Source organism: Streptomyces olindensis (genome assembly GCF_040645895.1).
GTDB classification, from domain to species: Bacteria; Actinomycetota; Actinomycetes; order Streptomycetales; family Streptomycetaceae; genus Streptomyces; species Streptomyces olindensis.
Genome location: NZ_JBEYZD010000114.1, coordinates 1 through 17,185 on the forward strand (window position 1 = coordinate 1; position 17,185 = coordinate 17,185).

A 17,185-nucleotide genomic window follows, 5' to 3' on the forward strand; every position below is an offset into this window, starting at 1 on the left:
GCAGCCGGTAGCCCTCGGCGAAAAGAGCGCGGGCCCGTCGCACTTCGAAGTGCACAAGGCCCGCGAAGTCGGAGCCCTCGGGTGGCCGGGGCGCGGGTCCAGGAGCCCGCGCGGGTCCAGGAGCCCGCGCGGGTCCAGGGGTGTCCGCGGGCGCGGTGGGCTCCGCGCCGCCCTCCTCCTCGGTGTTCAGGCGGGCCACGAGGTCGTCGAGGTGGGTGAGGAGTTCGTCGCAGGGCAGGTCGATGTCGGCGAGGGTGCGGACGGCCGTGCGCAGCCGCCCCATGGCCGCCGAGGCGTGCAGGCCGTGGCCGACGACGTCGCCGACGACCAGCGCCACCCGCGCCCCGGACAGCGGGATGACGTCGAACCAGTCGCCGCCGACGCCGGCGTGCGCGCCGGCCGGCAGATAGCGGGAGGCGACCTCGACCGCCGCCTGCCGGGGCAGCCGCTGCGGCAGCAGGCTCCGCTGGAGCGTGACGGCCGTGGCCCGCTCCCGGGTGTAGCGGCGGGCGTTGTCGATGCTGACCGCCGCCCGCGCCGCCAGCTCCCCGGCCAGCACCTCGTCGTCGTGCCCGAAGGGCTCGGGGGTGCGGTACCGGACGAAGAAGGCGACTCCCAGCGTGGTGCCGCGGGCGGCCAGCGGCACGGTCATCACCGAGTGCACGCCGAACGCGCGGACCCGGGCGGCACGGGCCGGGTCGCCCGCCAGCCACCCGGCGATCGCCTCGTCGGTCACCGCGTGCACGGCGGGCCGTCCCGTGCGCAGGCTCTCGAAGGGCGCCGAGCCCTCCTGGTAGGCCTCCACCCGCCCGACCGCCCCGACCGCGTCCGAGGCCCCGGCCGTCACCGACCGCAGCGCGATCCGGCGCAGCAGCAGCGGCCCGTCGGCCGGGACGCGCGCGGACGGTTCGTGCAGGTCGTCCAGCTCGGCCAGCAGATCGACGCTGACGAAGTCGGCCAGCACCGGGACGGTCACGTCGGCCAGCTCCTGGGCCGTGCGCGTCAGGTCGAGCGTGCCGCCGATGCGCCGGCCGGCCTCGGCGATCAGCTGGAGCCGCTGGCGGGCCCGGAACTGCTCGGTCATGTCGTGCGCGGCCAGGCAGACGCCCTGGATCGTGCCCTCGGGGTCGCGCAGCGCGGACATGAAGACCGACCAGGCGTGCTCGTGGTCCTCGCCCGGGGCGCGCAGGTAGTTCTCCTCGTACTGCGGCTCACCGGTGCGCAGCACCCGGGCCATGCTGCGTTCCGCCCGGGCACCGGCGTCGTCGTCGACGATCTCGCAGACGCGCAGCCCCCGCATCTCCTCCTCGGTGAGCGCCACGGAGCGTTCCATGTCGGCGTTGGCCCGGCGCAGCCGCAGCCGGGTGTCGTAGAGCGCCAGGGCGCAGCACGGGGACTGGGCGAAGCTCCAGCTCACCAGGGCGTCGTCGAGGCCGGGCCGGGGCTGCCCGCCGGTCAGCGCGGAGACGACGAGCCAGGCGGGGGCGTCCGTGCCGGGCTCCCGGTGGTGGGCGAGGATCCTGACCGTCAGCTTGCGGCCGTCCCGGTGCCGGAGCGCGACGTCGCCGTTCCACCGGGGCAGCCCGGCGAGGGCGGGCATGCCGCCCCGCACCGGGATCGGCTCGGCCAGCAGATCGGCGGCGCGGCGGCCGGTCATCTGTCCGGCCGGGTATCCGAGGAGCCGCTCGGCGCCCGCGTTCCAGCCCGTCACCGCGCCGCGGTCGTCGAGGGTGACGCGGGCGGTGAGGGACTCGCCGACGAGGGCTTCGAGGACCTCGGGCTCTTCTCCGGACGACCGGGTGACCCGGCCGAGGGTGACGGGCTGCTCCATGTCGGTCATCTCGCTCTCGCGGGGCATCAGCCTTGAACCCCGGATACGTGCAATTATCACCTGTTTACCCCTATTGAGGGGCTTTGACCGTCCCACTGTGGCCGGGCTCGACGAGGCTGCCGCGGCCCGGCCCGGGTAACCGCTCCCCCATGGGCGAGATCCTCGTGGGCACGTGTTCGTGGACCGACCGGGCGCTGGTCGGCAGCGGCTGGTACCCGCCCGGGCGGCGGGACGCCGAGGGGCGGTTACGGCACTACGCCGAGCGGTTCCCGGTCGTCGAGGTCGACGCGTCGTACTACGCGCTGCCGAGCGAGCGGAACAGCCGGCTGTGGGCCGAGCGGACACCGGACGGGTTCGTGTTCGACGTGAAGGCGTTCTCGCTGCTGACCGGCCATCCGACCCGGCGGGCGGTGATGCCGGACGGCCTGCCGCCGGACCCCCGGGACCCGGCGGTGCTGGACGCGGTGTGGGCCCGGTTCACGGCCGGGGTCGAGCCGCTGCGGCGGGCCGGGCGGCTCGGGAGCGTGCTGTTCCAGTTCCCGCCCCGGTTCCGGCCCGGACCACGGGCGGAGGAGTTCCTGCGGGAGTGCGCCGAGCGGACGCGCGGGTGGCCCCTGGCCGTGGAGTTCCGGCATCCGTCCTGGTGGGAGCCGGGCCGGGAGGAGGCGACGGGCGCGCTGCTCGCCCGGTACGGCATGGCCGCGGTCGCCGTCGACATGACCCAGACGCTGCCGTCGTCCGTGCCGCCGGTGACGCCCGTGACCTCGCCCCGGCTGTCCGTCGTGCGGTTCCACGGCCGCAGCACCGCCTGGGGGACCGGCAGCAAGGAGGACCGGTTCCGGTACGCCTACGGCGAGGACGAACTCGCCGAATGGCTGCCCCGCGTGCGCCGGCTGGCGGAGCGGACCGAGCGGGTCCACGTCCTGTTCAACAACTGCTGCGGCGACGCCGCCGTGGGCGCCGCCGAGACCATGACCCGGCTCCTCGACGGCGACGGGCCGACGGCGGCACCCGGGCTGCCTAGGGCACGATCCGCACCTGCCCCTTCACCGTCACCTGGTCCACCTCCGACACCCGCACGGTCGTCTTCATCGTCCAGGTCCCGGGGAGGGGCAGGTTGACGGCGTTGGCGCTCCAGTAGCCGCCCCGGTCGGCGAGTTCGGCGTCGATCGGGCCGACCTTCCGGGCGGGCAGGGTGAAGGTGACGCGGACCTCGGGGACGACGACCAGGCCCGTGTCGGAACCGTAGACCACGGCCTGGACGCCGTTCTCGCCGACCCGGGCCGGGTCCACGGTGACCTGCACCTTGCCGCGGCCGGTCACGGAGTCCGCCCCCGTGTCGTAGGGCACCGTGACCTGGGTGACGGGCGGCAGCGCGCCCGCCGGGGCCTGCTGCGCCGCCTCGGCCTGGGCGCGGCCGGGCAGGGTCCCGGTGAGCACGGTCGTGATCAGCAACACCACCGCGGCGACGGCGACTTCGACGAGCACGGATCGGCGCAGGCCGCGCCGCAGGGCGTCCGGATCGCCGGCATCACCCGCATTGCCAGCATCGCCTGCATTGCCTGCATCGCCTGTGCCGCCTGGGCCGCCCGGACCGCTCGGGTCGGAGCCACCCGATTCGGCCGATTCGGCCGGGTCGGCCGGGTCGGCCGATTCGTCCGCCACCGCGTCGGCGCCGTCCCGCTCCCCGGGTTCGGCCGGTGCGCCGACCGGCTGCGGGACCCGCGCCGATACGGCGGTCCGTGCGGTGCCGGCCGATACGGCGGTCCGTGCGGTGCCGGCCGGTGCGCCGGCCCGTGCGGTGCCGGCCGGTGCGGCGGCCCGGGCGGTGGCCGCCGGTGCGGCGAGCCGCGCCGTCCAGCGCCGCGCGTACCCGGCCACCAGCAGCAGCGCCAGCACCGCGACCAGCTTGGCGAGCAGCAGCCTGCCGTACGACGTGCCGCCGAGCACGGAGAGGGAGCCGAGGCCGCGCCAGGACTGGTAGAGGCCGGTGACGGCCAGGACGATCACCGACGCGAACGCGATCCGGGAGAAGCGGGGCACGACCTCCGTGAGGTCCTCGCCGGACGAGCGGCGCAGGGTCAGGAGCAGCGCCACGAGGCCGCCGAGCCACACCCCGGTCGCCAGCAGGTGGAGCACGGACGACGTCATCGCCACCGGCACCTGGATCCCGGCCGAGGCGTGCTCGGCCGCCGCCCAGGTCAGGGCCAGGCCGGCGGCCAGGGCCGTGCCCAGCGCGAGCGGGACGGGCCCTCGGCGGTCCCGGCGCCTGGACAGCCACACCAGGAAAACCGCGGTCAGCGCGAGGACGCCCAGCCGGGCGAGCAGGGCGAGGCCCGGGCGGCCGGACAGGGTGCGGCCGAGGGCGTCGGCGTCGAAGGCCGTCGCCGGGCCGGTGCCCGCCTCGTACGGGGCGCGCAGCAGCAGCAGGACGGCCGTCGAGCCCAGCAGCGTCCACCAGGCCACGACCAGGGGCCGGCGCAGCGGGGCGGTGCGGGCGGGCCGGCACAGCAGGGCGAACGCGACCGTGCCCACGAGCAGCGCGGCGGCGAGGTAGGCGAGGTAGCGGGCGGCGGTGTGGAGGCGGTCGGTGAGGGGGTCCTCGGCCGGGCCGGTGTCGACCTGGAGCATGGTCGAGGAGCGCTTCCCCACGGAGAAGCTGAAGGCGCCGGAGACGGGGTGGCTGTCGGCGGACACCACCCGCCAGGCCACCGTGTAGGTGCCCTGGGCGAGCTTGCGGGGCAGGGTGACCCGGGCCGTGTCGGAGCGGTCGTCGGCGTGGGTGGCCTCGCCGGTGGGGACGCGGCGCTGGTCCGGCCCGAAGACCCGGAAGGAGTCGTCGAGCAGGCCCACCGACTCGGTGAAGGTCAGGGTGACGTGGCGGGGGGCCCGCTGGACGAGGGATCCGTCGTCGGGGTCGGTGGTGCGGAGGGCCGCGTGGGCCGAGGCGGGGGCCGCTCCCCCGAGGAGCAGTACCAGCACGGTGCCGAGCAGCACCAGGGCTTGAAGTCGCCAGGGGTGTCCGACATTGCGCTCCACGTGGATCTCCGGGGTCGGGCTGTACGGCTCCCGGTCATGTACGGACGGGAAGCGTGTAGCGCTCACCGGTCCCGCCTAGGACCTGGAAAGCCCGGGAATCCGGTCGGCCGCCGCCGGATAGCGGGCCGCCAGCTCCGCCGCGTCCCCGTGCTCGTAGCCCTCGAACGTGAAGCCGGGGGCCATCGTGCAGCCGAACAGGGTCCACGACCCGCCCTCGACCACTCTCCCGCCCATCCACGTGCCCGCCGGGACCGTGAACTGGACGTGCTGGCCGTGCAGGACGTCCGGGCCCAGGAGCACCGTGCGGGTGCTTCCGTCCGGGGCGAGCAGGAGGAGTTCCAGGGGGTCGCCCCGGTAGAAGTGCCAGATCTCGTCCGTGGGCAGGCGGTGGAGGGCGGAGAAGTCGTCCGCCGTGAGGAGCGCGACGATCGCCGTGCCCTCCGGTCTGCCGTCGGGGCGTTCGGGGCCGGCCCAGGTCTGGCGGAACAGGCCGCCCTCACGCGGGATCGGCTCCAGTCCGTAGTGGGCGATGAGGTCGTCGGGCGTCACCCGGGGAAGAGTATCTCCCGCTCCAGGAAGGCGAGCTGGGCCTTCTTCTCCGGCAGGTACACGTCCGGGAGATCGATCTCGGGCAGGACGACCACCGGCCCCGCCGTGAAGCCCTGCCTGAGGAAACGGGCGATCGCCTTCTCGTTGGCCACGTCCGGGTCGACGACGATCCGCCGGCGGTCCAGCCCGAGCAGGACGTACCGGGCGACGGCGGTCACCAGCCGGGCGGTCCAGCCGGACTGCCCGCCCTCCGGCCCGGCGGGGGCGAGCAGCAGGTGGACGCCGATGTCGCCGGGCCTGACCTCGTAGCACTCGCCGACGCGGTCGGCCTCCGGCTCGTAGGTCTGCAGCAGCGCGACCGGCTCGGCGTCCCGGACGACGAGGTGGGCGTGGTGGGTGGTGAGGGTGTCCATGTGGGTGTAGATCTCGGCGACCTGATCCTCCGAGAGGCCGGTCATGCCCCAGAAGACGGCCCGGTCCTCGCTCACCCAGCGGTGGATCACCCCGGCGTCGGCCCGCGGGTCCAGCGGCAGCACGCGGACGGTGCCGGAGCCGTCGGTCACCTGCTCGTGGAGGGCCGTGCGGGAGGCGTACGGGTCAGACATCGGTCTCCTTCGTCAGCTGCGCCCGGTCGGTGACGACCGGGACGAGGTCTCCCCCGAGCCAGAGGGGGAGCTGGTCGCGGTGGTGGGGCGAGCCGGGCACGCCCGAGGCGCCGAGCGGGACCACCCAGCGGCTGTCCTCGCGCCGGGCCAGGTCCCAGACGTACCGGGCGGCCGGGCCCCGCGCGGCCCGGTCGGTGAGGCCCGGGACGCCCGAGGTGCACAGCACGCAGTCGTGGTCGCCGGACAGCGCGGGTTCGTCGTACGGCTGCTCCGGCTCCAGCGCCCGCCAGGGGGCGAGCCGGTGGGTGTCGCCCCAGACCCCGGCCGGCGGCTGCGCGGCCACCTCCTCGATCGCCGCGCGGACGGCCGCCGGGCGGTCGATCCCGTACAGCTCCCCGGCGGTCAGCAGGTGTTCCAGGGCGAAGCCCACGCGGGGGACGAGGGCCAGCCAGGGCAGGAACACCTCGGGGTAGGCCGGCGGGGTCGCCAGCGCGGCGAACGCCGGGTGCGCCGCCAGCTTCCGTACGACCGCGCCGCGCACCGCCGCGTACAGGGCCGCGTCGGCGCTGCCGGCGTCCATGCGGCGGTCCCAGCCGAGGAGCCGGTCCCTCAGAGCGCGGGCCTCGGGGCTGAGGCCGCCGAGGGACTCCAGGTGGTCCAGCAGGGCGGTCGCGGAGGCGAGGTACGTGTCCGTGTGGACGGCGGGCATGTCGGCGGCGGACCAGCGCTCCTTGCCCGCGAGCAGCGCGGCGATGCGGTCGTGGCGGTGGGGCGGGGCGAACTCGACGCCGAGGGGTGCTGCCGGGCCGCGCTGGTTGGCCATGACGGCGACGCCGTCGGTGAGCCCGGCACGGGGCGTCTCCTGGCGGCCGTGCCACTCGTGGCCGGGCTCCCAGGCGGGCACCAGCCGCAGCCGGTTGGCCTCGGCGCGCAGCGGCACGAACCCGGCCACGCGGTGCAGCACACCGCCCTCGGTGTCCGCGGCCTGGACGACGTTGACCGGCTCCGCCCAGCGGTCGAAGGCCCGGTCCACATCGGCGACCCGGCGGGCCCGCAGCAGCGGCAGCAGGGCGCCGAAGCCGAGGTCGCCGGTGACCCGGGGCGGGTAGCGCAGGCTGACGGCGACCGGGGGCAGGCCCGGGTCGGTGGTGCCGCCGTCCAGGCCCTCGGGGCCGCCGATGACCACCGGGCCCCGGCCGGTCTCGATCACCTCGACCTCGACCGGCTCCTCGCCCGCGACCTCGACGACCTCCGTGTGCCGGACCGCCCGCCGCCAGACGCCGTCCGGGTCGAGCGCCTCGACCCCGGCGCCGGTGCGCCGCAGCCGCTCCCGGTACAGGTCCTGGTAGTCGGCCATGGCGTTGGTGATGGCCCATGCGACCGTGCCGGTGTGCCCGAAGTGGGCGATGCCGGGGACGCCCGGGACGGCGAGGCCCACGACGTCGAACTCGGGGCAGGAGAGGTGGATCTGCTGGTAGACGCCGGGGTCTTCGATCCAGCGGTGCGGATCGCCGGCGATGACGGCCTGCCCGGTGACCGTCCGCTCGCCGCCGACCAGCCAGCCGTTGCTGCCGGAGGTGCCGGGGCCGTCGGTGGCGAACAGGCCGGCCGCCTCCGCGCCGAGGTGGGAGACGACGTGCTCGCGCCAGAGCTTGGCGGGGAACCCGGCGAAGAGGATGTGCGTGGCCAGCCAGACGCCGAGGGGGGTCCAGGGCTCCCAGCGGCCGGGGGTGAGACCGGTGCGGGCGAACTCGTGGGCCGCGGCCGCGCCCTCGGCCAGTCCCGCGTTGACCCCGTCGGCGTACGCCCGCACCCACGCGGCCGTCTCCGGGTCCTGCCCCTCCAGATGCGCGAAGCAGCGTCTCGCCGTGTCGTCGAGTCTGGCGCGTCTGGCGAACCGGTCCCAGGCCAGGGCGCTCTCGCCGAGGAAGGACGCCGAGGTGCCCCGCGCCCGGTGGCGCTCGACCTCCAGCTGCCAGGCCCGGTCGCGGGCGGTGACGAGGCCCTGGGCGTGGGCGAGTCCGGCCGCGCTGCCCGCGCGCAGATGCGGAATGCCCCAGGCATCACGGTAGATCTCGGTGGCCACGCTGTGCCCCTCCTCTGCTTTAGGTTAGCCTTGCCTAAGTCATGCGGGGCGAAATCGTACGTGAAGGGTGAAGAGGCGATGGGGCAGGGGCGGGGTTGGGAGGGCGCGGTCCTCAGACTGCTGCGCGCGAAGGACTTCGAGTTCACCGTGACGGACGCCGAGGACGTCACCCCGGACTACCGCCGGCTGCGCTTCACCGACGGCGGCCTGCTCGCCGCGGCCGGCGTCCACCCCACCATGTGGGTCCGGCTCTGGTTCGACAACGCGGGCAAGCCGCACCAGCGGGCCTACACCCTGGTCGACCCGGACCCGGCGGCCGGCACCTTCAGCCTGGAGTTCGCGCTGCACGAAGGGTGCGCCAGCGACTGGGCCCGGTCGGCGAAGCCGGGCGACACCATCGAGGCGACCGTCCAGGGCACCGGCTTCGAACACCCGATCCCCTCGCCCTCGCACGTCTTCGCCGTCGGCGACCCGGCCTCGCTCCCGGCCATCAACTCCCTCCTGGACGCCCTCGGTTCCGCCCCGGCCACCGTCTGGTTCGAGGGCGGCGACGACGCCCTGCCGTTCCGCACGGACCCGGACCGCCACGAGCTGCGCAAGGTGCCGCGCCAGGACTCCGGAGCCCACCTGGTCGACCGGGTGAAGTCGGACCTGCCCGGCCTGCTCCGGGACACCCCCGACCCGTATGTCTGGATCGCCTGCGACACGGCCACCACCCGGACCCTCGCGGCGTACGTCCGCAAGGAACTGGGCCTGCCCAAGCAGCGGGTGCACGCGCTGGGCTACTGGCGCGCCGGCTGAGGCGCGGCCCGGCCCGCCCCGGGGGATGATCGGGGCATGGACGTCACTCTTCACCTCGCCCAGGACCCCGAGGCCGACGCGCTGCTCGGCCGCAGTCCGCTCGCCGCGCTGGTCGGGATGCTGCTGGACCAGCAGATCCCGATGGAGTGGGCGTTCAAGGGTCCGGCGACGATCGCCCAGCGGCTCGGCACCGACGACCTGGACGCCCACGAGATCGCGGCGCACGAGCCCGAGGCCTTCGCCGCGCTGCTCTCACAGAAGCCGGCGGTGCACCGCTACCCCGGCTCCATGGCCAAGCGCGTCCAGCAGCTGTGCCAGTACCTCGTCGAGCACTACGACGGTGACGCCGAGGCCGTCTGGAAGGACGTCGGCACCGGCAAGGAACTGCTGAAGCGGCTGGCGGAACTGCCCGGCTTCGGCAAGCAGAAGGCCCAGATCTTCCTCGCCCTGCTGGGCAAGCAGCTCGGGGTGCGGCCCACGGGGTGGCGGGAGGCCGCTGGCTCCTACGGCGAGCCGAAGTCCTTCCGCTCGGTCGCCGACATCACCGGCCCCGAGTCGCTGGCCAAGGTGCGGGCCCACAAGCAGGAGATGAAGGCGGCCGCCAAGGCCGCGAAGACCGCCAAGACCCCGAAGACTGCCGGGCAGTAGCCCGTCAGCCACCCGGCCCGCCCCAGGTGGCGGGCCCCTCCGGGCCGGTCCGAGCATGAACCATGACCGAGCCACCGAGCGGCTCCCCCACGGACTCGGAGCCGGCCCCCTCCCGCGGCCACGCGCGGACGCACCCCCCGGGTGCCGCCGTACGCCGAGCGGGCGGATCTCGTGGCCGGTGGGATGGACGGCCACCGCCCGCCGGGGAACGACCTCCCGTGAGCCCCGCACCGCAGTCCGTCCCCCGCGGCAGCCGCCGAAGCGCCTGGCTGCGGGTCCTCGTGCTGCTGCTCGTCCTGCTCGTGCCCGGTGCGCACGCCGAGGCGCACACCGCGCCGACGGCCACTGTCCCGGGGGAGAGCACCACCGTCGAGTGCGACGTCCTCGACACCGCCCCGCGCCCGCCGGCCCGCGCCGCCCGCCGCGCCGCCGTCCCCCTGCGTCCCGCACCGCTCCCGGCCCCCGGGCCCGCGCGCACCGCACAGCACCCCGTGCCCGCGCCGCCGGACCCGCGGCCCGACCCCCGCCCCCTGCGTTCCGAGGTCCTGCGCTGCTGACCGGACCCCCGGTCCCTCAGTCCCGCAGTCCCGCAGTCCCCGCACGGAACCAGAAGGAGCACAGCCATGCTTCAAGACCCGTACGCCGTCCTGCGCGCCCTGCTGCGCGCGGAAGCCGTCCGCAGCACCCCCAAGGCCGATGCCAAGCCGGAGTCGCGGAAACCGCGGCAGCAGCCCTCGAAGGGGCGGGAACGCGGCTGACCCGCCCGCGGCGGGGGCGCCCGCCCCGACGCCTCCGCCGCGCCCGGAACATCCCGACGACACCTCCCCCTTTCGGATGAATCAGGCGCACGGTCTGCGAGATCGCCCCCTGGAGCACCGGGAACCGCGGGGAGCCGGTGACAGGGGCTCACCCTGCGGCATATTCACGACCCTGTTCCCGGTTCGTACCCCCTTGTGGGGTTTTTTTCAGCGTCGTACTCCGTCGCCATGGCTGCGCCCGGAAGGTCGTGACCGGTAGGCTTTCCGTGTGATCTTCAAGCGCATCGGAAACGGCCGGCCGTACCCCGACCACGGCCGGGAAAGCACCCGGCAGTGGGCGGACGTCGCGCCGCGCCCGGTCCGCCTCGATCAGCTCGTGACGACGAAACAGCAGCTCGACCTGGAGACCCTCCTCGCCGAGGACTCGACCTTCTACGGCGACCTCTTCGCGCACGTCGTGAAGTGGCAGGGCGACCTCTACCTGGAGGACGGCCTGCACCGCGCGGTGCGGGCGGCGCTCCAGCAGCGCCAGGTGCTGCACGCGCGCGTGCTCGAGCTCGACTGACCCCCGCAGGTCACGGGTTGGCCCTTTCGGGTTCCCCTGGGCGACGTCGAATGATCATCTAGTAGGCATCGTCGCCCGGGCGCACTACGCTGCGCTCATGAGCATGCTGACTCCCCCCGGCATGGGCGGCAAGTACCGCATCAAGGGCAACAAGTACCCCCGGATGCGCCGGCCCCGGCGGCGCGGCAGGCTCGTCGTGCTGACCGTCGCCTCCGTGACCGTGCTCGGCGTGGGCGGCTGGGGCACGCTGCAGCTCATCGACGTCTTCACCGGCGGCGGCAGAAAGGCTTCGGCGGCCGGCGGCGGCACGGAGTGCGGCCCCGCGACCAAGGCGAGCCCCTCGCCCAGCGCCAGCCCCCTGCCCGAACCCCGCGCGATCACGGTCAACGTCCTCAACGCCACCACCCGCAGCGGCCTGGCGAAGAAGACCGCCGACGAGCTGAAGAAGCGCGGCTTCAAGATCGGCGACGTGGGCAACGCGACCAAGGAGTACGACAAGAAGGTCAAGGGCCCCGGCGTGCTGCTCGGGCCCGCCGCCGCCCGCGACACCTCGCTGCCCGTGCTCGGCACCCAGCTCCCGGGCGCCGAGCGGCGCACCGAGGCGGCCCGCAAGGGCGCCGCCGTCGACCTCGTCATCGGCGACGGCTTCAAGGAGCTGGCGAAGAAGCCGGACGCCGACCAGGCCCTGACCAAGCTGGCCAGGCCCGAGCCGGCACCGTCGAAGAAGGGCTGCTGAAGCCCGTAGGGCCTACTCGTGAACCCGTAGGGCCTATTCGGCCGCCCCGTACATCCGGTCCCCCGCGTCGCCGAGGCCCGGGACGATGTAGCCGTGCTCGTTCAGGCGCTCGTCGACCGAGGCGGTCACCACGGTCACCGGCGTGCCCGCCAGCTCGCGCTCCATGACCTCCACGCCCTCCGGCGCGGCCAGCAGCACCACGGCCGTCACGTCGTCGGCGCCGCGCCGGATCAGCTCCTGGATCGCCGCGACCAGCGTCCCGCCGGTGGCGAGCATCGGGTCGAGCACGTACACCTGACGGCCCGACAGGTCCTCCGGCATGCGCGTCGCGTACGTGGAGGCCTGGAGCGTCTCCTCGTTGCGGATCATGCCGAGGAAGCCCACCTCGGCGGTCGGCAGCAGCCGGACCATGCCGTCCAGCATGCCGAGGCCGGCCCGCAGGATCGGCACCACCAGCGGGCGCGGGTGGGACAGCTTCACGCCCGTGGTCTCGGCCACCGGCGTCCGGATGTCGACCTGCTCGGTGCGCACGTCGCGCGTGGCCTCGTAGGCGAGCAGGGTGACCAGCTCGTCGGCGAGACGGCGGAAGGTCGCGGAGTCGGTGCGCTGGTCGCGCAGCGTGGTGAGCTTGTGGGCGACCAGGGGGTGGTCGACGACGTGGAGACGCATGTCCACAACAGTAACCGGGCCGGATGCGCCCGGCCGCACGGCAAGCCCGCCGCCCGGCCGTCACCCGTTCGCTGGCGTCAAACCGCCCGTCCGGGGGAATGTGGGAGGGACGGACTGGGGGTGGTGAGCCTGATGCCCGACCGGGATTCGCGACACGTTCCGTCGCCGCGCGCACAGCCCGGGGCGGACCCGGAGACCGACCGGATGGACGAGACGGACAGGGCGGACGAGTCGGACGCCGAGCGCCGCCGGCGCCGCGCCCGGTTCCTGCGCGACCTGGCCGAGGCCCGGGAGCTGCGCGACCGCGTCCAGCCGCGCCGCGCCAAGACCGCCCGGCTGCGGCACGCGATGCGCATGCGCACCTTCCGCTGGTAGGAAACGGGTGAGGAAACCGCCGGAGAAGATCACGAACCGCGCGGGCGTTGTCGAGGTGGCCGTGCGTGGAGCGGGGGAAAGCCGCGTACGATCCGCAGGTGGCGGCAACGAGCGTGCGATCAAAACTGCCGGACACAGGGAGCCGAAGACGTCCCCTGAACGCCTTGTTTCTGCCACGATTCCGAGTGGGTGGGGCTCGGACGAGCACTCCCCACCCGCAACCTCCGCCGGGGGGACCCCCAACCGGCACGCCTATGACCAGTGGGAGAGTCACGGTGTACTTCGCCGCACTGCTCGCGCGCACCGAAGACGGGTGGGAAGCGAGCGACACAGAGCTCGACGATGTGGAAACCCTGTCGGATCTGGCCGACCTGGCCCGTGAAGCCTCTCCCGACGAGGACACGGTGCTCGTGCTCATCGAGCAGGAGGACGCCTGGTTCGGCGTCGTCCGCGTGGACGGCGAGGAAGACCCTCGCATCTACGTCTCGGACGCCGCCGCCGCTGCCCGCAGCAGCTACGGCGAGATCCTGCTCACCGACGAGCTGCTAGGCCGGGACCCGGACGACGGGGACGACCTCGACGCCCTCGACCTCGACGGCACCGAGGACGGTGAATCCGACGACGACGAGTCCGACGACACCGACCCGGTCGCCGGCTCCGTCGATTCCGTGCCGCACGGCCCGGTCGGCGACGCCCAGATCCTGGAGGACCTCGGCGTGAGCGAGAAGGAACTGCGCACGCTGTCGTCGGACGCCGTCACCGAGATCGCCGAGTCCCTGGGCGCCTCGGAGACCCTGGAGACCGTCCGCTGACCGCTCGTACCACCCCCGGACCGCCGGATCCGGTACGGGACCCCTGGCGGCCCGCGATGCGACTCGCCCTGGACGAGGCCACCGCGGCCGTCCAGGGCGGGGACGTCCCCGTCGGCGCCGTCGTCCTCGCCCCGGACGGCACGACCGTGCTCGCGGCCGGGCACAACGAACGCGAAGCCGGCGGCGACCCCACGGCCCACGCGGAGGTCCTCGCCCTGCGGCGGGCCGCCGCCGCACTCGGCGCGTGGCGGCTGGCCGGCTGCACGCTCGTGGTCACGCTGGAGCCCTGCACGATGTGCGCGGGCGCGATCCAGCAGTCCCGCGTCGACCGGCTCGTCTACGGCGCCCGGGACGAGAAGGCCGGCGCGGCCGGGTCCCTCTGGGACCTCCTCCGCGACCGGCGGCTCAACCACCGGCCCGAGGTGATCGAGGGCGTGCTCGCCGAGGAGTGCGCCCGGCTCCTCACCGCGTTCTTCCGCGACCGCTGATTCGCCTGCCGCCGGATCCCGAATACCGATTTCGGAGCACGCGCCACCTTGCTGTAAGGTCTCCCTCGGTAGCGTGTCCGAGCGGCCGAAGGAGCTCGCCTCGAAAGCGAGTGTGGCGCAAGTCACCGAGGGTTCAAATCCCTCCGCTACCGCTTGAGAAGGGCCCCGTCGTCAGACGGGGCCCTTCGTGCGATCTGCCCCTTCGTGTGCCGGATCCTTCGTGCGATCATGTGCGCTGTTCGGGACACCAGTGACTGGGGAGGCCGCGATGGCGGTGAACGCGAAGAAGGTCGCCGTCTACGTGCTCGTGGTCTTCGTGATGTACGTGATCATCACGGACCCGAAGGGGGCCGCCGGCTACGTCCAGATAGGCTTCGAGGGCATATCGGACGCGGCTCGGGCCCTCGGCGACTTCGCCACATGGGTCGCCAACGGAGGAAAGTGATGATCCGCCACCTGGTCCTCTTCAAGCTCCACGAAGGCGTCGAGCGCGACGACCCGCGCGTCCTGAAGGGCGTCGAGGCCTTCCGCGCGCTCGACGGCGCGATCCCCGAGATCCGCTTCTGGGAACTCGGCTGGAACGTCAGCGACCGCCCCATCGCCCACGACTTCGCCATCAACTCCGCCTTCGACGACGCGGAGGCGCTGCGGCGGTACGTGGAGCACCCCGCCCACCAGGCCGGTGTCGCGCTGTGGCGGGAGTTCTCCACCTGGGTGATCGCGGACTACGAGTTCTGAGCCCGGCCTCGGTCCGGCCCCCTCTTCGTTTCCGGCCCCCTGTCAGTGCGACAGGGGGCTTCTGTGTGACGTGAGTTCATTTATGCGCCATTCATCCCTCAACACGTAGTTATGGGGTGCTTGCACACAGTGCACATGTCTTGTGATGCTATGACCGCTTTTGATGGAAGAGTTGACGGATGAGTTGACGATGACGAGGTGGAGTTGACCGTGCTGGCCAGTACCGCACCTCAGGCACCCACCTCGGAGATTTCGGAAACCTCGGAAACCACCCCGGCCGCTCCCCAGCGGAGCCGTGGCGCCGACACCCGCGCCCTGACCCAGGTCCTCTTCGCGCAGCTCAAGGAGCTCCAGCCGGGCACGCCCGAGCACGACCGCGTGCGCGGGGCGCTCATCGAGGCGAACCTCCCGCTCGTGCGCTACGCGGCCGCCCGCTTCCGCTCCCGCAACGAACCGATGGAGGACGTCGTCCAGGTCGGCACCATCGGGCTCATCAACGCCATCGACCGCTTCGACCCCGACCGGGGCGTGCAGTTCCCGACCTTCGCGATGCCGACGGTCGTCGGCGAGATCAAGCGCTACTTCCGCGACAACGTCCGCACGGTCCACGTGCCGCGCCGGCTGCACGAGCTGTGGGTGCAGGTCAACAGCGCGACCGAGGACCTGACCACCTCCTTCGGGCGCACGCCGACGACCGCGGAGATCGCCGAGCGGCTGCGCATCTCCGAGGACGAGGTGCTCTCCTGCATCGAGGCCGGGCGGTCGTACCACGCGACCTCGCTGGAGGCCGCGCAGGAGGGCGACGGGCTGCCGGGGCTGCTGGACCGGCTCGGCTACGAGGACCCCGCGCTGGACGGCGTGGAACACCGGGACCTCGTACGGCACCTGCTCGTCCAACTGCCCGAGCGGGAGCAGCGGATTCTGCTGCTGCGGTACTACAGCAATCTCACGCAGTCTCAGATCAGCGCGGAACTCGGCGTCTCACAGATGCACGTCTCGCGGCTACTGGCGCGTAGCTTCCAGAGATTGCGGTCTGCGAACCGGATCGACGCGTAACCGCAAACGCGAGCGAGAGGTCACCGGGGCGAGGGAATCGCTCATCAGGGCCGTTACCGGCGGTTCGGGGCCGATGAAGCGTCAGACCCCTTGTTTGCAGGGCTTATTCGCGTCTCAGATGTCGACATGTCACTACAGCGTGTTGCCGACATGTGACATTCTGCGGGAAGCGCGTTTGCCGGGGCTTCGGCTCCGGTATTCAGGTGAAGGCTGCGTTCCTCAGACGGGGGCGTTCGCCGCGACCGTCCCGCGACCCAAAGGGGGTGGCATGTCCGCAGAACAGGGCAGCTCGAAGGTGCTCACGCTCGCGGAGAGCGAGACAGCTCCCCATGCTCTCGACTCACTCGGCCCCATCGATGACGTGTCGGCCCTGGCGGCCGAGCCCGTCCCGGCTCTTCCGGCCGCGGGCGCCATCGACACCCGCACCCTGTCCCGCTCCCTGTTCCTGCGGCTGGCCGCGCTCGACGAGGACAGCCCCGAGCGTGCGTACGTCCGTGACACGCTCATCGAGCTCAACCTGCCGCTCGTGCGGTACGCGGCCGCGCGGTTCCGGTCGCGGAACGAGCCGATGGAGGACATCGTCCAGGTCGGCACGATCGGGCTGATCAAGGCGATCGACCGGTTCGACTGCGAACGGGGCGTCGAGTTCCCCACGTTCGCGATGCCAACCGTCGTCGGTGAGATCAAGCGGTTCTTCCGCGACACGTCGTGGTCGGTGCGGGTGCCGCGCCGGCTCCAGGAGCTGCGGCTCGCGCTGACCAAGGCCAGCGACGAGCTCTCGCAGAAGCTGGACCGGTCGCCGACGGTGACCGAACTGGCCGCCGTGCTCGGGGTGTCCGAGGAGGACGTCGTCGACGGCCTGGCGGTGGGGAACGCGTACACGGCGTCCTCGCTGGACTCGCCGGCCCCGGAGGACGACGGCGGCGAGGGGTCGCTGGCGGACCGGCTGGGGTACGAGGACACGGCGCTGGAGGGTGTCGAGTACCGGGAGTCCCTGAAGCCGCTGCTGGCGAAGCTGCCGCCGCGCGAACGGCGGATCATCATGCTGCGCTTCTTCGCGAACATGACGCAGTCGCAGATCGGCGAGGAGGTCGGCATCTCCCAGATGCACGTCTCGCGGCTGCTGACGCGGACGTTGGCGCAGCTGCGGGAAGGTCTGATCTCGGACTGACGGGGCGGGTGCCTGCGGCGGCCTGTGCGGCTGTGTGGGGGTGCGCGTCTTCGCCTTCTCGCCGGGGGTGGGTCGGGGCCGCGCCGGGGGGTGTCCGTCCTCGGAACGGCGCGATTGACCCTTTTACCGACTGACTGGCGTTGACGCGCCAACCGCTGCGGGCGCCTCGCCGAGCAGTTCGTCGGCCATCCGCCCCGGGTCGGCGGGGTCGGCGGCGGCGAGCGCCTCGCCCACCAGCCGCATGCCCTCGTCCAAGTG

20 protein-coding genes and 1 tRNA gene are annotated in these 17,185 nt (G+C 73.3%); 15 read left to right on the forward strand and 6 right to left on the reverse strand.

Annotated features, from left to right (window positions below; genetic code table 11):
• Nucleotides 1–1,858, reverse strand: a 1,858-nt coding sequence (locus tag ABZ948_RS38765; RefSeq protein WP_359767822.1) for a PAS domain-containing protein, incomplete at its 3' end; no start/stop codon positions are given.
• A gap of 122 nt (nt 1,859–1,980) precedes the next feature.
• On the opposite strand from ABZ948_RS38765, the gene ABZ948_RS38770 reads away from it, so the two are divergent.
• Nucleotides 1,981–2,952, forward strand: a complete 972-nt coding sequence (locus ABZ948_RS38770) for a DUF72 domain-containing protein (RefSeq protein WP_359767824.1) — start codon at nt 1,981–1,983, stop codon at nt 2,950–2,952.
• Here the strand turns inward: ABZ948_RS38770 and ABZ948_RS38775 are convergent.
• The 4 genes from ABZ948_RS38775 to ABZ948_RS38790 form a co-directional block, all read right to left on the reverse strand.
• Entirely contained in the window at nt 2,852–4,828 is a 1,977-nt protein-coding gene (locus ABZ948_RS38775; protein ID WP_359767846.1) for a copper resistance CopC/CopD family protein, read from the reverse strand. The two genes, ABZ948_RS38770 and ABZ948_RS38775, sit on opposite strands and share 101 nt — an antisense overlap.
• A gap of 117 nt (nt 4,829–4,945) precedes the next feature.
• Nucleotides 4,946–5,419 (reverse strand): cupin domain-containing protein, encoded by a 474-nt coding sequence (locus ABZ948_RS38780; RefSeq protein ID WP_359767826.1) that lies wholly within the window; start codon nt 5,417–5,419, stop codon nt 4,946–4,948.
• Entirely contained in the window at nt 5,416–6,024 is a 609-nt protein-coding gene (locus ABZ948_RS38785; protein WP_359767828.1) for a GNAT family N-acetyltransferase, read from the reverse strand. Before ABZ948_RS38785 ends, ABZ948_RS38780 begins: the two co-directional genes overlap by 4 nt.
• Nucleotides 6,017–8,110 (reverse strand): penicillin acylase family protein, encoded by a 2,094-nt coding sequence (locus ABZ948_RS38790; protein ID WP_359767830.1) that lies wholly within the window; start codon nt 8,108–8,110, stop codon nt 6,017–6,019. Before ABZ948_RS38790 ends, ABZ948_RS38785 begins: the two co-directional genes overlap by 8 nt.
• A 78-nt stretch (nt 8,111–8,188) precedes the next feature.
• Between ABZ948_RS38790 and ABZ948_RS38795 the strand changes: the two genes are divergently transcribed.
• The 6 genes from ABZ948_RS38795 to ABZ948_RS38820 all read left to right on the forward strand — a co-directional run bounded on the left by ABZ948_RS38795 (nt 8,189) and on the right by ABZ948_RS38820 (nt 11,618).
• Complete coding sequence (locus tag ABZ948_RS38795) at nt 8,189–8,911, forward strand: siderophore-interacting protein (protein ID WP_359767832.1); 723 nt, start codon at nt 8,189–8,191, stop codon at nt 8,909–8,911.
• A gap of 36 nt (nt 8,912–8,947) precedes the next feature.
• The gene (locus tag ABZ948_RS38800) at nt 8,948–9,559 is read left to right on the forward strand and encodes an HhH-GPD-type base excision DNA repair protein (RefSeq protein WP_359767834.1); all 612 of its coding nucleotides are present in this window, start codon (nt 8,948–8,950) and stop codon (nt 9,557–9,559) included.
• A gap of 218 nt (nt 9,560–9,777) precedes the next feature.
• The gene (locus tag ABZ948_RS38805; protein ID WP_359767836.1) at nt 9,778–10,116 is read left to right on the forward strand and encodes a hypothetical protein; all 339 of its coding nucleotides are present in this window, start codon (nt 9,778–9,780) and stop codon (nt 10,114–10,116) included.
• A 66-nt stretch (nt 10,117–10,182) separates the two neighbouring features.
• Nucleotides 10,183–10,317 carry a hypothetical protein gene (locus tag ABZ948_RS38810; RefSeq protein WP_359767838.1) on the forward strand — a complete coding sequence of 45 codons (135 nt, stop codon included), beginning with the start codon at nt 10,183–10,185 and terminating at the stop codon, nt 10,315–10,317.
• 268 nt (nt 10,318–10,585) lie between these two features.
• Nucleotides 10,586–10,882: a type II toxin-antitoxin system VapB family antitoxin gene (locus ABZ948_RS38815; RefSeq protein WP_004943146.1), complete on the forward strand. Its 297-nt coding sequence runs from the start codon at nt 10,586–10,588 to the stop codon at nt 10,880–10,882.
• A 121-nt stretch (nt 10,883–11,003) separates the two neighbouring features.
• On the forward strand, nt 11,004–11,618 hold the full coding sequence (locus ABZ948_RS38820) for a LytR C-terminal domain-containing protein (RefSeq protein ID WP_359767847.1): 615 nt from the start codon (nt 11,004–11,006) through the stop codon (nt 11,616–11,618).
• A gap of 33 nt (nt 11,619–11,651) precedes the next feature.
• On the opposite strand, the gene upp is transcribed toward ABZ948_RS38820, so the two are convergent.
• Nucleotides 11,652–12,287 (reverse strand): uracil phosphoribosyltransferase, encoded by a 636-nt coding sequence (upp, locus tag ABZ948_RS38825; RefSeq protein WP_359767840.1) that lies wholly within the window; start codon nt 12,285–12,287, stop codon nt 11,652–11,654.
• A 132-nt stretch (nt 12,288–12,419) separates the two neighbouring features.
• Between upp and ABZ948_RS38830 the strand changes: the two genes are divergently transcribed.
• From ABZ948_RS38830 to ABZ948_RS38865, 8 genes are all read left to right on the forward strand, one after another.
• Nucleotides 12,420–12,662, forward strand: coding sequence for a hypothetical protein (locus tag ABZ948_RS38830; RefSeq protein ID WP_359767842.1), 243 nt, complete (start codon nt 12,420–12,422; stop codon nt 12,660–12,662).
• Between the two features lie 275 nt (nt 12,663–12,937).
• A complete protein-coding gene (locus ABZ948_RS38835; RefSeq protein ID WP_359767848.1) occupies nt 12,938–13,474 on the forward strand; it encodes a tRNA adenosine deaminase-associated protein in 537 nt (178 codons plus the stop codon).
• Nucleotides 13,475–13,530: 56 nt separating this feature from the next.
• On the forward strand, nt 13,531–13,962 hold the full coding sequence (tadA, locus tag ABZ948_RS38840) for a tRNA adenosine(34) deaminase TadA (protein WP_037760234.1): 432 nt from the start codon (nt 13,531–13,533) through the stop codon (nt 13,960–13,962).
• A 67-nt stretch (nt 13,963–14,029) separates the two neighbouring features.
• Nucleotides 14,030–14,114 (forward strand) — tRNA-Ser (locus ABZ948_RS38845).
• 116 nt (nt 14,115–14,230) lie between these two features.
• Nucleotides 14,231–14,407: a hypothetical protein gene (locus tag ABZ948_RS38850; RefSeq protein WP_031115319.1), complete on the forward strand. Its 177-nt coding sequence runs from the start codon at nt 14,231–14,233 to the stop codon at nt 14,405–14,407.
• The gene (locus ABZ948_RS38855; protein WP_114254004.1) at nt 14,407–14,700 is read left to right on the forward strand and encodes a Dabb family protein; all 294 of its coding nucleotides are present in this window, start codon (nt 14,407–14,409) and stop codon (nt 14,698–14,700) included. Before ABZ948_RS38850 ends, ABZ948_RS38855 begins: the two co-directional genes overlap by 1 nt.
• Nucleotides 14,701–14,898: 198 nt before the next feature.
• On the forward strand, nt 14,899–15,756 hold the full coding sequence (locus ABZ948_RS38860; RefSeq protein WP_359767844.1) for an RNA polymerase sigma factor SigF: 858 nt from the start codon (nt 14,899–14,901) through the stop codon (nt 15,754–15,756).
• A 268-nt stretch (nt 15,757–16,024) separates the two neighbouring features.
• Nucleotides 16,025–16,927, forward strand: a complete 903-nt coding sequence (locus ABZ948_RS38865) for an RNA polymerase sigma factor SigF (protein WP_359767845.1) — start codon at nt 16,025–16,027, stop codon at nt 16,925–16,927.
• The last annotated feature ends 258 nt before the right edge of the window (nt 16,928–17,185 follow it).

Bases quoted from the DNA above. Each gene is read 5' to 3' on its own strand.
- ABZ948_RS38770 (WP_359767824.1), top strand. From the start codon at position 1,981: ATGGGCGAGATCCTCGTGGGCACGTGTTCGTGGACCGACCGGGCGCTG.
- ABZ948_RS38785 (WP_359767828.1), bottom strand. From the start codon at position 6,024: ATGTCTGACCCGTACGCCTCCCGCACGGCCCTCCACGAGCAGGTGACC.
- ABZ948_RS38795 (WP_359767832.1), top strand. From the start codon at position 8,189: ATGGGGCAGGGGCGGGGTTGGGAGGGCGCGGTCCTCAGACTGCTGCGC.
- ABZ948_RS38800 (WP_359767834.1), top strand. From the start codon at position 8,948: ATGGACGTCACTCTTCACCTCGCCCAGGACCCCGAGGCCGACGCGCTG.
- ABZ948_RS38810 (WP_359767838.1), top strand. From the start codon at position 10,183: ATGCTTCAAGACCCGTACGCCGTCCTGCGCGCCCTGCTGCGCGCGGAA.
- ABZ948_RS38820 (WP_359767847.1), top strand. From the start codon at position 11,004: ATGGGCGGCAAGTACCGCATCAAGGGCAACAAGTACCCCCGGATGCGC.
- upp (WP_359767840.1), bottom strand. From the start codon at position 12,287: ATGCGTCTCCACGTCGTCGACCACCCCCTGGTCGCCCACAAGCTCACC.
- ABZ948_RS38830 (WP_359767842.1), top strand. From the start codon at position 12,420: ATGCCCGACCGGGATTCGCGACACGTTCCGTCGCCGCGCGCACAGCCC.
- tadA (WP_037760234.1), top strand. From the start codon at position 13,531: ATGCGACTCGCCCTGGACGAGGCCACCGCGGCCGTCCAGGGCGGGGAC.
- ABZ948_RS38850 (WP_031115319.1), top strand. From the start codon at position 14,231: ATGGCGGTGAACGCGAAGAAGGTCGCCGTCTACGTGCTCGTGGTCTTC.
- ABZ948_RS38855 (WP_114254004.1), top strand. From the start codon at position 14,407: ATGATCCGCCACCTGGTCCTCTTCAAGCTCCACGAAGGCGTCGAGCGC.
- ABZ948_RS38865 (WP_359767845.1), top strand. From the start codon at position 16,025: ATGTCCGCAGAACAGGGCAGCTCGAAGGTGCTCACGCTCGCGGAGAGC.